Below are 17428 nucleotides of genomic sequence, written 5' to 3'. Positions count from 1 at the left end.
CCCGCCGCTCTCCCGGTTCCTTCGCGCCGGCACCGCCCACGGTGGCCTTCACCATGCCCGTCGCCGCCCGTTCGACGCCGTTCTGGAATGGACAGATGACCGACTCACCCAGGTTCACCGAGACCTTCACCGTCACCGCAGACAACCCCTTGCTGCGTGGTCACGTCGTCGACGGTCGCCGGCTCCTGCCCGCCGTCGGCTGTGTGGACCTGGTTCTGCAGGTCCTCGCCCGGCACGGACAGGCACTCCCCGACGTCGTCCTGCGCAACCTCACCGTGCTCGCGCCGCTCACCGTCGCCCCCGGCGAGCAGGTCCTCGTCACCGTCGAAGGCCGTGGCGCCTCCGGCGGCGGCACCCGCGTCGAGGTACGTGGCCGGCACGCGGAGGACAGCACCGAGACCACCCATGCCGTGGTCACCGCCCATCCGACGACCGCCCAGGATTTCCCGGACCGGTTGCCCCTGCCCCTGGCCACGTCGGACCGGAGCGCACCTCTCGCGGACATCTTCGCCTGGTGCCGGGAGCACGGCCTGGTCCACTCGGACCTGATGAAGGCCGCAGGGACGCTCCACCGGTGCGGCGGCGACTGGATCGCCGCACTGGAACTGGCTCCGGAACACCGTGACAGCGCGGATGCCTTCGTCTTCCATCCGGCCCTGTTCGAGGCAGCGCTGCTGAGCGGTGGAGTGGCCAGCGGTCTGCCCCACGACGACGGCACCCCCGACGGCCGGACACCGTTCCTGCCGAGCCGGTTCGAGCTCTACCTCCCCCTGGTCATCGAGTCCTTCCGGGCGACCGCGTCCCCCGGCTCCCACTGCTATGTGCGCATCCCCGCCGCCTCGGTCTCCCGCGACGACGAACTCGTGCGGCTGGCCATGGAGTTCTACGACCCGGCCGGAGTGAAGTTCGCCGAGGTCGGCCAGTACGTCGGCAAAAGGGTGCGTACGCCCACCGCGGCTTCCCCGGAGGCGACCCCGCCGACCCCGCCGACCGCGCCCACGCTCCTCCCTGATGCCGGCGTGCTGGGCGTCGTACGCCAACTGGTCGCGGAGCGCCTCGACGTGACGCCCGAGCGGGTCGACGTCCACGCCGGCTACTACGACATGGGGCTCGCCTCGGCCGACCTGCTGTCCGTCGTCACCCGGCTGGGCGACCGGCTCTCCCTCGACCTCTCGCCGACGGTCATGTTCGAGCACCGGACCGTCGCCGAACTCGCGGCCTGGCTGGAACCGCGGGTCGCCGGGGACATTTCGGAGGGACCGCTGTCCGCGGTCCGCGCCACCGTGGCCGAACTGCTCTGCGTACCCCCCGAGGAGGTAGCCCCCGACGGCGCGCTGGAGGACCTCGGCCTTGACTGGACAGGCCTCGCCCAACTGGCCGACCGGCTGGGCGAGCGCCACGGGCGGGCCCTCGCCCCCACCGTCTTCCTGGAACACCGCACGGTACGCGCGGTCGCGGCGCACCTCGCGGCCGCCCCGGTCGCACCAGGCGGCCCGGCACAGCCCCACCCGATGCTGGAGCGGGCCGACGCAGACGGTCCCGGCACGCTCTACACGGCACGCTTCGACGGCACCGAGCCCTACCTGCGGGATCACGTCGTGCGCGGCGGACGCGTGCTGCCGGGCGTCGTCCACCTGGAGATGGCCCGGGCGGCGGTCGCGGACGCGCTGGGCCAGGAGCGGGCGGCCGGCCTGCGGCTGGACGACGTCGTATGGCTACGGCCGGCGGTCTCGGGTCCCGCCGGGCTCGAACTGCGCGTCACCGTGAGCAGGTTGACTGAAGACAGCGCCGAGTACGAGATCCACGCCGTCGCACCCGACGACGAGCCGGTCCTGTGCGGCCAGGGCCGCGCGAGCCGTCCGGAACCGGCCGGCGCCGGACGGCCGGGACTCGCCGAGGCGAGGGCCGTGTGCACCGGCGCCACCTTCACCGCCGACGACGTCTACGCTCTGTACTCCGGTGCGGGGCTGGACTACGGCCCCTCCCAGCGCGCCCTGGTCCGCCTCCACACCGGCACCGACGACACGGGCCGCCCCCAGGCGCTCGCCGAACTGCGCCTGCCCGTCGCCGCCGAACCACTGGACGGCTGCCTGCTGCACCCGAGCATCCTCGACGGCGCCCTCCAGGCCACGGTCGGCCTGCGGATGGCCGCCGGACCCGTCGGCGACGGACCCGCACAGCCTGCCCTGCCCTTCGCCCTGCGCCATCTGGAGACCGTCGCCGCCACACCGGCACGCGCGTACGCGTGGATCCGGCCGCAGCCGCACCGCTCGCCCCGCACGGCGTCGGCCCCGCTGGACATCACGGTGTTCGATGACCAAGGCCGGGTGTGCGTGGAGCTGACCGGCCTGAGCACCCGGACCCTGCGACCGCAGCACACGGCCCCGCACGTCGAAGCACCCCTCGTACCCGCCGCGCCCTCCAGGCGGACACCCGCCGACATCGCGATCGTCGGCCTGAGCGGGCGCTACCCGGAGGCGGAGGACCTCGACGCGTTCTGGGCCAACCTCCGTGCCGGCCGCGACTGCGTGCGCGAGATCCCGTCCGAGCGCTGGGACCCTCGCCGGTACGCGGACCCCGCCGCCGCCGGTGCCGGGACACCGGCCCGATGGGGCGGCTTCCTGGACGGCATCGACCGCTTCGACCCCCTGTTCTTCCAGATCTCGCTGCTGGAGGCCGACTACCTCGACCCCCAGGAACGGCTCTTCCTCCAATCCGCCCACCACGCCCTGGAGGACGCCGGCTACACGGGGGAGGCGCTGTCCCGGGCCGCTGCCGGGCCCGGCGGCGGGGCACCCGGCAAGGTGGGCGTCTTCGTCGGCGTGATGTACCAGGAGTACCAGCTGTTCGGTGCCCAGGCACAGGAGCGCGGCCACCGGGTCGCCCTGTCCGGGAGCGCCGCCACGATCGCCAACCGGGTGTCGTACTTCTACGGCTTCACGGGCCCGAGCATGGCCCTCGACACCATGTGTTCGGGCTCGCTGACCGCCATCCACCTGGCCTGTGAGGCCATCCGCTCCGGCCAGTGCGGAGCCGCTCTCGCGGGCGGCGTGAACCTCAGCTCCCACCCGAACAAGTACCTCCTGCTGGGCATGCGCAACTTCCTCTCCAGCGACGGACGGTGCCGCAGCTTCGGCGAGGGCGGCGACGGCTACGTGCCCGGCGAGGGCGTCGGAGCCGTCCTGCTCAAACCGCTCGAACAGGCCGTGGCCGACGGCGACCACATCCACGGCGTCATCAAGGGAACCGCCGTCAACCACGGTGGACGTACCCCCGGATACTCCGTGCCCAGCCCGGTCGCCCAGGGCGAGGTCATCGCCGACGCGCTCGTCGCTGCCGGCGTCGACGCGCGCACCCTTGGCTATCTGGAGGCCCACGGCACCGGCACGGCCCTCGGCGACCCCATCGAGATCGCCGGCCTGACCAAGGGGCTCCAGCGCGCGGGCGGTCTGCCGGAACGCTGCGCCATCGGCTCGGTGAAGTCGAACATCGGGCACGGCGAGAGCGCCTCCGGCATCGCCGGCCTCACCAAGGTGCTGCTCCAGATGCGGCACGGCGAACTCGTGCCCAGCCTGCACTCCGCGTCCCTCAACCCGCACATCGACTTCGACCGCACACCGCTGCGCGTGCAGCAGCGCCTGGAGCCCTGGCCACGGCCCGTACTGGAGCTCGACGGCGAGCGCCGCACCCATCCCCGGACCGCAGGCGTCTCCAGCTTCGGCGCCGGCGGCTCCAACGCCCACCTCGTCGTCACCGAGTACGTCCCCGAGCCCGACCTCGAGCCCGAACTCGACCGGCGTCCCGCACCGGGACCGGACGCCTCAGGCCGGCCCTCGCTGCTCGTGCTGTCCGCCCGCAGCGAGGAGCAACTGGCAGAGCAGGCACGGCGGTTGGCGGTCCGGCTGGGCGAACTGAGCGACGACGACCTGCCCGACGTCGCCTGGACTCTCCAGACCGGCCGGATGCCCCTGGAGGAGCGGTTCGCCCTCGCCGCCGGGTCCGTCCGCCAGGCCAGGGAACGGCTCTCGGAGTTCGCCGCCGGACCGTCCCGCCCCGGCCCATGGATCCGGGGCACCGTCCGCACCGGCCCCGAGGCACCGACCCCCGAACAGACCCGGACGGAACTGGGCGAGGCCCTCGCCGCATGGTCCGCGCACGGGACGCACGACAGGCTGCTCCGCCTGTGGACCGAGGGCGCTGCGATCGACTGGGCGGCACTGCGCCCACCGGCCCGCCCGGCACGGCGCGTCAGCCTGCCCGGATATCCCTTCGCCCGGGAGCGGTGCTGGCTGGACCTCGACGACGCCGCGCCCCCCGTCCCCGCCTCCGCTTCCGAGCCCTCCGGCCCCACCCCGCCGGCGGCGAACGGCGAGGAGTTGATGCTTCTGCGCCCCGTCTGGACCGAACGCGAGGGTGCGCCCGCCGTGCCGGGGGAGGAGTTCTCCGCACGCCACGTCGTGGTGCTCGGCCGGCTCGGCGAGCGGGACGGCGACGCGTTGCGGGCCGCCCTGCCCGCCGGCACCGTCTGCCGGTTCCTGCCCCTCGACGAGGGCGCGCTGGACCGCCGCTACACCGACGTGGCGCGCGAGGCGTTCACCCTCACGCGCGAGATCCTCTCCGGCGGCGCACGGCGTCCCGTACTGCTCCAGGTCGTGCTGACCGGCGATCCCGGCACGGACGCCGAACGGGACCGACTGGCCTGCTTCGGCGGCCTGGCCGGCCTGCTCAGAACGGCCCGTCTGGAGGACCCCCGGCTGCACGCGCAGTACGTGGAATGCCTCGACGGAGCGGCTCCCGCCACCGTCGCGGCCCGGCTCGTCGCCGAGAACGGCGCCGAGCCCGAGGTGCGCTACCGCGCCGGGCGACGCCACGTCGTACGGATGGACGAGCTGACCGGCCCCCGGCCGGTGACCCGCCAGTGGAAGGAGGGCGGCGTCTATCTGATCACCGGCGGAACCGGAGGCCTCGGGCTGATCGTGGCGCGGGACATCGCCGCCACGACGAACCGCGCGACGGTGATCCTGACGGGACGCTCCCCGCTGACCGGGGCCCAGCGCGCCGCTCTGGACGCACTGCGCGAGCACGGCCTGACGGTCGACCACCGGCGCGCGGACGTGTCCGACCGGGACTCCGTCGCCGGGCTTCTCGCCCACGTGGCCGACCGCCACGGCCCGTTGACCGGCGTCGTGCACAGCGCCGGCGTCCTCGACGACGGCCTGCTGATCAGGAAGACCCCCGAGCAGTTCGAACGGGTCCTGGCACCCAAGGTCGCCGGTGTCGTCCACCTCGACGAGCTGACCCGCGACCAGCCGCTGGAGACGTTCCTGTGCTTCTCCTCCACCAGCGGGGCCTTCGGCAACGTGGGCCAGGCCGACTACGCGGCGGCCAACGCCTTCCTGGACGCCTACGCGGCGCACCGCAACCGCCTCGTCGACGCCGGGCTGCGCAGCGGCAGGACCGTGTCCATCGGCTGGCCCCTGTGGGACGAGGGCGGCATGGGCGCCGACCCCACGCTCCGGGCCCGGCTGCGCGACCTCGGATTCGCGCCGCTGGACACCGCCCGGGGGCTCGAGGCACTGCGGTGCGCACAGGCCGCCGACGACAACGGGCTGGGGGAGGGCAGGCTGCTCGTCCTCCTGGGCCGACGGGAGGTGCTGCCACCCGGCCTCCTCGGCCCCGCCGCCCCCGACACGGTGACCCGGCCGGCGGTGACCGGCACCCCCGACCGCGAGGAGAGCGCAGTGACATCGGAGCCGGTGGCGGACGGCGTCCTGGAGGAGCGGGCCGCCGCCCACCTGCGGCGCGTGATCGCCGGGGCCCTCAAACTCGGCCCCGAGCGTCTGGGAGCCGACACCCCGCTGGAGCGGTACGGCATGGACTCCGTCATCGCCGTGACCCTCACCTCCCGCCTGGAGGAGGAGTTCGGCCCGCTCCCGCGCACCCTGCTCTTCGAGGCGCAGACGGTCCGTGAACTGGCCCGGTACGTCATGGCCGAACACCCCGACGCCCTGCGCGCACTGCTCGGCGAGCCCGCCGCCCCCCAACCGACGCTCGCCACTTCCCCCGCCGCGCAGGCTCCCGACGCCGTGGCGGCCGCCGCCCAGCAGCCCGCCGCCCAGCAGCCTCCCGCCGTATCCGCGCCGCAGCGGCCCGCCACCGACATCGCCGTCATCGGCGTCAGCGGCCTCTACCCCCAGGCCGACGACCTCGACGCCTTCTGGGACAACCTTCGGTCCGGCAAGGACTGCGTGACGCGCATCCCCGAGGACCGCTGGGAGCGTCTCTACGGCACGAGCCCGGACGAGGCCGGTCCGACGCGCGGCACCTGGGGCGCGTTCCTCGACGGCATCGACCGCTTCGACCCGCTGCTCTTCGGCATCTCGCCCCGTGAGGCCGCCGCGATGGACCCGCAGCAGCGGCTGTTCCTGCAGACCGTCTGGCACCTCCTGGAACAAAGCGGCGTCACCCAGGACGCACTGGAGCACCGCTACGGCCGCCGCGTCGGCGTCTATGTCGGGGCGGCCTACCAGATGTACCGCGCGGACGACTCGGACCCCGTCCTCGCGGCACTCACCGCCACCACCTCGTACAACCTGATCGCCAACCGTGTCTCCTACTTCTTCGGCCTGGAAGGCCCGAGCCTGGCCGTGGACAACATGTGCACGTCGTCGGCCACGGCCATCCACCTCGCCTGCGCCGACCTGCAGCGCGGTGAGGCCGAACTGGCCGTGGCCGGCGGGGTCAACCTCACCGTCGACCCGGCCAAGTACGTGGCGCTGTCCGAGATGCAGCTCCTCGGCAGCCACCCGGGCAGCCGCAGCTTCCGGGACGGGGACGGCTATCTGCCCGCCGAGGCCGTGGGAGCCGTCCTGCTGAAACCGCTGGACGCCGCACTGCGCGACGGCGACACCGTGCACGCCGTGATCAAGGCCAGCGCCACCGCCCACGGCGGCCGGGCCAACGGTTTCATGACGCCCAGTCTCCGCACCCAGGTGAGCGTCATGCGGCGCGCGCTGGAACGGGCCGGCGCGGCACCCGAGTCCATCGGGTACGTCGAGGCGGCCGCCAACGGCACCACCATCACCGACGAGGTCGAACTGCGCGCCCTCGGCGAGGTGTTCCGAGACATCGACGAGCCCGTGGCCGTCGGCACCGTGAAGTCGGCCCTGGGCCATCCCGAGGCGGCCTCCGGCATCGCCCAGCTCACCAAGGTCATCCTGCAACTGCGGCACGGGCAGCTGCCGCCGCTGGTCGAGGCGGGCGACCCCAATCCCCGGCTGGACCCCGGCGACGGCCCGCTCCGGCTGTGCACCGGCCTCGCCGCCTGGGAGCCCCGGGCCACGACCGACGCCGACGGCCGGCCGCTGCCCCGCCGCGCGCTCGTCAACTCCGTGGCGGCCGGGGGCAGTCATGTCGCCCTCGTCGTCGAGGCACCGCCGCCTGCCGTGGCGGCCGAGCCGCCGACCGAGGACACCGGACCTCAGGTGGTCGTGGTCTCGGCCGGTGACGCGGAGCGGCTGCACACCGCCGTACAGCGACTGCACGACTTCCTGACGGACGGGAACGCGCCCGGCCTCGCGGACCTCGCGTACACCACCCAGCTGGGCCGCGAGGAACTCCCCGAGCGGCTGGCGGTGGTGGCCGCCTCCCACGAGGAACTGAGGGCCGCCCTCGCCGACTGCCTCGGCGGCGAGCCGGAGGCCGACCAGGGCACCCCGCCCCCGGTCGTCCTGCGCGGCAACGCCGAGGACGACGCCGGTCCCCTGGACGCGATGCTCTCCGGCACCCGGGGCGCCCAGTTCCTGTCGGGTCTGGTCGAGGACGGGGACCTGGAACGCCTCGCCGGGCTGTGGGTGCGAGGGACCCACGTACCGTGGCGGGAACTGCACCCCGGCCCGCGCCGCATCGTCCCCCTGCCGCCGACCGCCTTCGCACCGGACAGTCACTGGCTCGTCCGCGACCGCGCCCGACCGGCCGGCGAGCCCAGCCGGGCGCCCGCGGCCACCGTCACTTCCGGTCCGCACGACGGCACTCGCACCGACGCGGAACACGAACTCGCGCACACCTGGGCGGCCTTGTTGCAGATCGACGTCGAACGGCTCAACGCCCGCAGCGACTTCTTCTCACTCGGAGGCAACTCGCTCCTCGCGACCCGCCTGACCAACCTGATCCGGCAGGACTTCGGCGTGGATCTGCCCGTCCAGGCCGTCTTCGACCATCCGAAGCTCGTCGACATGGCCGGCGAACTCCGCCGCATCGCCCCGGCCGTCGCGGACGCAGCCGCCCTCGACACGGACCGGATCCTCAGGAGCCTCGGCCTGGTCGAGACCCTGAGCGACGCCGATCTGGACGCCCTGACGAGCGAGAACTAGGCGGAAGAGGAACTCCCATGAGCTCCACCAGTGACATCACCGGCAGTGACCTCAGCACGCAGGAGCTGGTCCGCAGGATCCGCGCCCTGCCCGCCCGGCGCAGGCACGCGCTGACCGCGCTGCTGAAGCAGCAGGGTGTCGACCTGTCCACGCTCCTCACCGGCGACCCGGAGATGGCCCGTCCGGACGACGGGCCGGTGCGGCTGTCCTTCACCCAGCAGCGCCTGTGGTTCCTGGCCCAACTCGACGACACCGACGCGGCCTACAACATCCCCATGGCGATCCGGCTGCGCGGACCCCTGGACCGCCCGGCGCTGCTGCGTGCGCTCGACGCGGTCGTCCAGCGGCACGAAGTGCTGCGGACCCGGTTCGTGGACCAGGGCGGCGTCCCCTACCAGCACGTCGGTGACGGCCGGGACGTCACCGTGCGCGAGGAGGAACTCACCGACCCGGACCGACTGCCCGCCGTCTGCGCCCTGGAGGCGGCCGAGCCCTTCGACCTGTCCCGCGACCCCCTGCTGCGGATGCGGCTGCTGCGGCTGGGCGAGCGGGAGCACGTCCTGCTGGTGACCATGCACCACAGCGTCTCCGACGGCTGGTCGGTGGGCCTCTTCGTCCGCGACGTCGCCGCGCTCTACGAAGCGTTCCACGCCGGAGGCCCCGACCCCCTGCCCCCGCTGACCGTCCAGTACGCCGACTACGCGCACTGGCAGCGCCAGTGGCTCGGCGACGGAGTGCAACAGCGTCAACTCGCCTACTGGACCCGGCAGCTCGCCGGAACCGACGCGCGGCTGACCCTCCCCACCGACCGGGAACGTCCACCCGTGAAGGCCTACCGGGGAGCCCGTGAGGAGTTCCACTGCCCGGCCGACCTCCTCGACGGCCTGCGCGCCGTCGCCACCCGGTACGAAGCCACCCTCTACATGACGCTGCTCGCGGCCTACCAGGTGGTCCTGCACCGCTGCACCGGGCAGACCGACATCGCCGTCGGCACGGTCGTCGCCGGCCGCAACCGGCCCCAGGTGGAGGAGCTCATCGGCTTCTTCGCCAACACCCTCGTGCTGCGCACCGACCTGTCGGGCGACCCGCCCTTCCACGAGCTGCTGGCCCGGGTGAAGAAGACGGCGCTCGACGCCTACGCCCACCAGGACGTGCCCTTCGAAGCCGTGGTGGACGCCCTCGACCTGGAGCGCAGCCTCAGCCACTCACCCGTCTTCCAGACCATGTTCGTCCTCCAGGAGGCCCGCACGGAGCGCTCCTACCGGGCGGGCGACCTTGAGGTCACCGGCGTCGACATCGAGGTCGCGTCCACCAAGTTCGACCTGACGCTGGAACTGCGGGAGACCCCCGACGGCCTCACCGGAGCCGTCGAGTACGACACCGACCTCTACGACCGGGACACCGTACGGCGCTTCATCGGCCACTACACGCGGCTGCTGGCCTCCGTCGCAGCCGACCCCGGTGCGTCGCTGGCAGGGCTCGGCATGCTCGACGCCCAGGAGCGCCACCAGGTCCTCGACGTGTGGAACGACACGGCCCGCGCCTTCACGGACGACCGGTGTCTGCACCATCTGTTCGAGGACGCGGTGCGCCGCCACCCGGACCGGGTCGCCCTGGTCGACGCCGAGAACTCGTGGAGCTACGCGGAACTCGACGCCCGGGCCGACCGCGTCGCCCGTGCGCTGCGCCGGTGCGGGGTGGGCCCGGACACCCCGGTCGGGCTGCACACCGAGCGCTCCGCCGAGATGGTGGCCGGCATCCTGGGCATCCTCAAGGCGGGCGGCGCCTACATGCCGGTCGAGCCGTCCTACCCGGCCGCCCGCGTCGCCGACCTCCTGGAAGGCTCCCGCGCCGAGGTGGTGCTCACCCAGCCGCACCTCGCCACCGGCCCGCTGGACGCCGTGCCGCACCTGCTGGCCCTCCACCACGACGGGCGGATCTCGGACCGCGACGGCCGCGACCCCGGGGAACAGGACGGTCCCGCACTCGCGCATCCGGACGTCACCGCCGGCCACCTCGCGTACGTGATCCACACCTCCGGCTCCACGGGTCGTCCCAAGGGCGTCATGATCGAGCACCGGGCGGCCGTCAACCGCATCGAGTGGATGCAGAACGAGTACCGGCTCACCGAGCACGATGTCGTCCTGCAGAAGACCCCGTTCAGCTTCGACGTTTCGGTGTGGGAGTTCTTCTGGCCCCTGCTGTACGGCGCCCGGCTGGCCGTCGCCGAGCCCGAGGGACACAAGGACCCCGAGTACCTGCTCTCCGCGATCCGACGGTTCGGGGTCACCACCCTGCACTTCGTGCCGTCCATGCTCCGGGCCGTCGTCGCCGAGCCCGGCTGGCCGCACTGCACGTCCGTACGGCAGGTGTTCTGCAGTGGCGAGGCCCTGCCCGCGGACCTGTGCGCCCGCCACCAGGAACGGCATCCGGCGCCCCTGCACAACCTCTACGGCCCCACCGAGGCCGCCGTCGACGTCAGCCACTGGACCGTCCCCGCCGGACAGCCGGTACGCACCGTCCCCATCGGCAGGCCGATCCAGAACCTCCGGCTCTACGTCCTCGACGACGCCCTGCGCCCCCAGGGCATCGGCACCCCCGGCCACCTCCACATCGCGGGAACCGGCCTGGCCCGCGGCTACCTCCACCAGCCGGAGCTGACCCGGGAACGGTTCGTGCCCGACCCCTTCGGCACCGAGCCCGGCGGCCGCCTGTACCGGACCGGCGACCTGGCCCGCTGGCGCTCCGACGGTACCCTGGAGTACCTGGGGCGAATCGACGACCAGGTCAAGCTGCGCGGCTTCCGCATCGAACTCGGCGAGATCGAGCACCGGCTGGCCGAACACCCGGCGGTCCGGGCGAACGCGGTCGTCGTCCGCGAGGAGCAGCCGGGCAACCCGCAGTTGGTGGCGTACGTCGTGCCGACGCACGGCGACGGGCCCGCCGACCTCCGCGGCGAACTCACCGCCCATCTCGCCGCCGCACTGCCCGAGTACATGGTGCCCGGCGCCGTCGTCGCCCTCGACGCCCTGCCCGTGACCGCCAACGGGAAACTCGACCGCAAGGCCCTGCCGGCCCCCGGCATCGAGGCCTTCGCCCCGCGCGGCCACACCGCTCCCCGCACGCCGACCGAACGGTTCCTGGCGTCCCTGTGCGCCGAACTGCTCGGGTTCGGCGAGGACCGGGTGGGCGCCGACGACAACTTCTTCGCCCTGGGCGGCCACTCCCTGCTCATCCCCGTCCTGGTGGCCCGGCTGAACGCCTCCGGCCGCACGGTCACCGTACGCGACGTGTTCGGCGCACCCACGCTGGCCGCCCTGGCCGCCCTGATCGACACGGCGGAGCGGGACGCCGGCCCCGACATCCCGGCCCCGTTGATCCCCCTCGGCTGCGAGCGCATCACCCCCTCGATGCTTCCGCTCGTCGACCTGGACCAGGAGCGGATCGACTCGGTGGTGGCGACCGTTCCCGGTGGTGCGCCCAACGTTCAGGACGTGTACCCGCTGGTCGCCACCCAGGAGGGCATCCTCTTCCACCACCTGATGGACCCCGACCACGACCCCTACTTCGTCACCACGCTGTACCTCGCCGACGACGAGGCCGCGGTCACCGCGTTCGTCCGGGCGCTGCGGGCCGTCGTCGACCGGCACGACGTCATGCGCACCGCCGTCCTCACCGCCGGGCTCCCCGAGCCCGTCCAGGTCGTCCACCGCACCGCCGAACCACCGGTGCAGCGCACCCGCCTGGACCCGGACACCGACGCCGAGACACAGGTGTGGGCGCTGGCGGACGGATTCGGGCGGATGCCGCTCGACCGGGCCCCGCTGCTCAGGCTGCTCGTGGCCGAGGACACCGTGACCGGCCGCCGGTATCTGCTGCTGAACGCCCACCACCTGATCGAGGACGCCACCTCCCTGCGGCTGATGCTCGGCGAACTCGGCGTCCACATGGCCGGGCGCACCGACCTGCTGGCGCCCGCTCCGCCGTACCGCGACTTCGTCGCCCACACCCTGCGCCGTCAGGCGGACGACGACGTCGAGACGTACTTCCGGGAGGTACTCGGCGACGTCGCCGAGCCGACGACCCCGTTCGGGCTCACCGACGTACGCGGCGACGGCCGTGGCGTGGGCCGGATGCGCCGCACCTTGCCCGAAGGGCTCACCCGCGACCTGCGCGCCCAGGCCGGCCGGCTGCGGCTCAGCCCCGCCTGCCTCTTCCACGCCGCCTGGGCCTGTGTCGTGTCCGCCACCAGCGGCCGCTCCGACGTGGTGTTCGGCGCCGTCCTCTCCGGCCGGCTGCAGGGCGTCCCGGGCGTCGAGCGGATGCTGGGCAACTTCATCAACACGCTGCCCCTGCGTACCCGGCTCGACGACCGCACGGTCCGGGAACTGGTCGACGAGGTCGACACCCGGCTGCGGGAGCTGGTCCTGCGCGAACAGAGCCCGCTGAGCCTCGCCCAGCGTTGCAGCGGTCTCGACGGCGACGTGCCGCTGTTCAGCGCCGTGGTCAACTACCGGCACTTCGAACCCGGCCTCGACGAGGCGGCCGCCTGCCGTATCGAGGACGGCGGGGTCCGCTTCCTGACCGCCGCCGACGCCATCAACTATCCGCTGACCGTGTCGCTCGACGACTTCGGCACCGAACTCTCGCTGGAAGTACTGGCCGACGACAGCATCCCCGGCGAGACGGTCGCGGACCTCGTCGAGAGCGCGCTCGCGGGCGTCGTCCAGTCGCTCGCCGAGAACGACGGCACCGGCACGGCGGCCCTCGACGTGGACGTCCTGTCCGCCGCCGAGCGCCGGCGCCTGCTGACCGAGTGGAACGGCACCGCCGTGGAGGTGGGCACGCAAACCCTCACCGAGGCCTTCGCGGACCGGGCGGCAGGCCACCCGGACCGCACCGCCCTGGTCCACGAGGGCAAGACCCTCACCTACGGCGCCCTCAACGCGCGTGCCAACCGGCTCGCCCACTGGCTGGCCGAGCGGGGCGCGGGCCCCGGCACCCGCGTGGGCATCCGGATGCCCCGCTCCTTCGACCTGGTGACCGCCGTCTACGCCACGCTCAAGACCGGCGCCGCCTACCTGCCGATCGAGACCGACCTGCCCGCAGAGCGCGTCGAGCAGATGCTCGCCGACAGCAAGCCCCTGCTCGTCCTGGAGGAACTGCCGGACACCTCCACGCACCCGGACACCGACCCGCCGGCGAAAGCGACGAAGGACGACCCCGCCTACATCCTCTACACCTCCGGGTCGACCGGCGGCCCCAAGGGCGTCGTCATCCCGCACCGCGCCGGACTGAACTGGACCGCCTGGAAACAGCATTGCTACGGCATGGCCGAGGGCGACCGCATGCTGCTGAAGACCTCGATCGGCTTCGACGTGTCGGTGCCCGAGCTGTTCTGGCCGCTCCAGGTCGGCGCGAGCCTCGTGATCGCCCGACCCGACGGCCACCGCGACCCCGAGTACCTGGCTCGGCTGATCCGCGACGAACACGTCACCGACGTCCACTTCGTGCCGTCCATGCTCGCCGAGTTCCTCTCGGAACCGGCTGCCGCCGAGTGCACCGCACTGCGCCGCGTGGAGGCCGCGGGCGAGGCACTCCCCGTCGACCTCGCCGACCGTTTCACCCGCCTGCTGCCCGGCGCCGAACTGCACAACCTGTACGGGCCCACCGAGGTCGGAGCGACCACCGCGTGGCGGTACCGGCCCGAGAGCGACGCGGCGAGCGTGCCCATCGGCAGGCCGGTCCAGAACATCCGCGCGTACGTCCTGGACACGTCGCTGCGCCCGGTGCCGCCGGGCGTGCCGGGTGAGCTGTACGCCGCCGGCGACGGCCTCGCCCACGGCTACCTCGACCGGCCTGAGCTGACCGACGAACGCTTCGTCGCCAACCCGTTCGAACCGGGCACCCGGATGTACCGCACGGGAGACCTGGCCAAGTGGCGCCCCGACGGCGTCCTCGACTACCTCGGCCGCGCCGACGACCAGGTCAAGGTACGGGGCTTTCGCGTCGAGCCGGGCGAGGTCGCGAGCACGTTGCTCGCCCACCCGGCCGTCCACCGGGCCGTGGTCCTGCCGCGCGGCAGCGGCGCCGCCCGCTCCCTGGCCGCCTACGTCAGCCCGACCCGGCAGTGGCTCGACACCGCTGCCCGCGAGACGGCCGACGACCACCTCGACCGCTGGCGGCGGCATTTCGACGAGGAGTACGCGGGAACGGACGCCGAAGCGGTGGGGCCGACCGGCGGCATGGCGCGCCTCATGGAGCGACTGCGTCCCCAGCGGGTGCTGGAGATCGGCTGCGGCAGCGGCCGGCTGCTCTCGCGGTACGCGGGCGACTGCGTCTCGGTGCACGCCCTCGACCTCTCGGCCACGGCCCTCGACACCGTCCGCCGGGAGGTGGACCGGCGCGGCTGGACCCACGTCACCCTGAGCCGGGGCGACGCGCTGTCCGTGACGGACCTCGCGGGGGAGACGTACGACACGATCGTGCTCGACTCGGTGGTGCGGTACTTCCCCAACCTCCCGTACCTGGAGGAGACCCTCGCCCGTCTGCTGCCGCTCCTCGGGGACGGCGGGCGTCTCCTCATCGGCGGCGTGGAGAACCTGGACCTGTCATCAGCCCACGCCTACGCGGCGGAACGCGCCGAGGCGCAGGGCCGTGTCACGGCCGGGGACCTGGCCGCCCGCGCGGCGCGCCGCCGTCGCCGGGAGACCGCACTCCTCGTCAGCCCCACGTACTTCGCCGCGCTGACCGAACGGTTCCCGGAACTCGGCGCCGTCGACCTGGTACTCGAACGCACTGCGGCCGACGAGGACACGCCCGCTCACCACTACGACGTCGTCCTGACCAAGGGACCCGTGCCCCAGGCCGCCCCCCTGACCTGGCTGGAGGCCACCACCCCTGCCCGGCTGCGGGCCCTTCTGGACGCCGGCGCCCCCGACGAGTTCGGCGTGAGCGGGCTGACCGATCCCCGCGTCACGGACGACGTGCGGGCCTGGGAGGACCTGCGGCGCCGGTCGCCCGCCCACGAGGCCGAACCTCTCCCGGACGCACACCGGGCCGTCGCGCAGAGCCGGGAACTCGCGGCCGTCCTGCGGCACGCCGAGACCCTCGGCCACCGGGTCGCCGCCACCTGGTCGCAGGACCGCCTGGACGGCCTGGACCTCGTGTTCGCCCGCGGCGAAGCGCCGCGGGCCCGCGCCCGCGCCCCCTACCGCGCGACACGGCTCGCCAACTCCCCGCAGATCGGAGCGCTGGGCCCGGCCACGGCCCGGGACCTGAAGGACCACCTGGCGCGACTGCTGCCCCACTACATGGTCCCTGGCGTCTTCGTGCTCCTGGAGGAACTCCCGGTCACGATCAACGGAAAGATCGACAAGCGGGCGCTTCCCGAACCCGACGAGGACGACATCGCCAAGGAGGCCTACGTCGCGCCGCGCACGGACGCGGAGCGCACTTTGTGCCGGATCATGGGGGAGGTGCTCGGGCTCACCGAGGTGGGCCTCCAGGACACCTTCTTCGACCTGGGCGGCCACTCCCTGCTGGCCACCCGTCTCACCCTCCGGGTCCGCAAGGAGACGGGCACCGAACTGCCCCTGCATCGTGTCTTCGGCGGGGCCACCGTGGCGGAACTGGCCGTTCTCCTCGAAGGCGAGCCGGTGGCCGCACAGGCGCCCGAGGAGGGTCGCGAAGCGACAGCCGAGGCAGCGCCGATCTCCCTGCAACAGAGCGACCTGTGGTTCCTCCACCGTCCCGCGCACCTGGGCGCCGCCCACGACAACGTGCAGCAGGCCTTCCGCATGAGCGGCCGCCTGGACCGCGACGCCTACGTCCGCAGCGTCCGGACCCTGGTGGAACGCCACGCGGTGCTGCGAACCGGCTACCTCCGGCGCGGGGACAGCGTGGTCCAGCGCGTCCACGACGCATCCGGCTTCGAGGTGACCGTGCTGCACACCGGCGAGGAGGACATCTCCGAATGGCTCCGGGCCGAACGGCTGCGCCCGTTCGACCCGGACGGGCGGCACATGCTCAGGGCCCATCTGCTGGCCCTCTCGGACGACGAGCACATCGCCGTGCTCACCCGGCCCTGGGGCGTGTACGACGGCTGGTCGGTGAACGTCCTGCTCGCCGAACTCCAACTGCTGTACGGCACGCTGAGCCGGGGGGAGGATCCGCAACTGCCCGCGCCGGCATGGGAGTACGCCGAATTCGCCCGCTGGCAGCGACGAACCGTCGACAGCGCGGAACTCGCCCGGCAGGAGACCTACTGGCGTGACCGGCTGGACGGGCTGCCGGCGTGTCTGTCCCTGCGCACCGACTTCCCACGCTGCCCGGTGCGCACCCACCAGGGCTCCTCGGTGGAGCTCCGGGTACCCGCCGAACTCCTCTCCCGGATCCAGCGGTTGAGCAAGGAGCGGGGCGTCAGCCTCTACACGACCCTGCTGTCGGCCTTCGCCGTCCTGCTCGGCGGCCGCACCCAGGACGAGGACATCGCCATCGGGGCCGCCGTGACCAACCGGCCGCGGACCGACCTGGACCAGGTCGTGGGCTACTTCGTCAACCTGCTGGCGCTCCGGCTGGACGTGACCCCGCACCGCGCCTTCACCGACCTGCTGGCCGAGGCCCGCCGCGTCACCGCAGAGGCCCACGAGCACAAGGACCTGCCCTTCGCCGACCTGGTCCGCGCCCTGGTGCCGGAACCGGACGCGGCGTACCCCCCGCTGTTCCAGGTGATGTTCAACCTGCTCCCGACAGCGGGCGGCGATGAGAGCGGCGCGGCGGAGCTCGGCATCGTCCCCCTGCCGGCCACCGCCGGCACCGCGAGGTTCGACCTCAACCTCGTCGTCCGGGAAACCGCCGACGGGCTGCTCGGACAACTGGAGTACAGCACCGACCTGTTCGCCCGAAGCACGGCGGGGGAGATGGCGCGGTCCTACGAACGGCTGCTGCGGGACATCGTGGCGCATCCGGAATCCGAACTTTCACGGCTGCGCTCTGCGAACTGAGCAAGCCGAAGTGAACAAGAAACTCGCCCGCCAGGTTTGTGAGAGAGAGCA

At 73.1% G+C, this 17428-nt stretch carries 2 protein-coding genes; both read left to right on the top strand.

Going from position 1 to position 17428, the window contains the following annotated elements:
* The first annotated feature begins 95 nt into the window (after positions 1-95).
* Positions 96-8372: an SDR family NAD(P)-dependent oxidoreductase gene (locus ACZ5SK_RS06110; protein WP_468575434.1), complete on the top strand. Its 8277-nt coding sequence runs from the start codon at positions 96-98 to the stop codon at positions 8370-8372.
* A gap of 17 nt (positions 8373-8389) precedes the next feature.
* The gene (locus ACZ5SK_RS06105; protein WP_468575432.1) at positions 8390-17377 is read left to right on the top strand and encodes an amino acid adenylation domain-containing protein; all 8988 of its coding nucleotides are present in this window, start codon (positions 8390-8392) and stop codon (positions 17375-17377) included.
* Positions 17378-17428 lie beyond the last annotated feature (51 nt).

This window comes from Streptomyces sp. NPDC031474, assembly GCF_055581185.1.
Note: the sequence above shows the minus strand (reverse complement) of the source record. Positions and strands in the feature narration are given on the sequence as shown.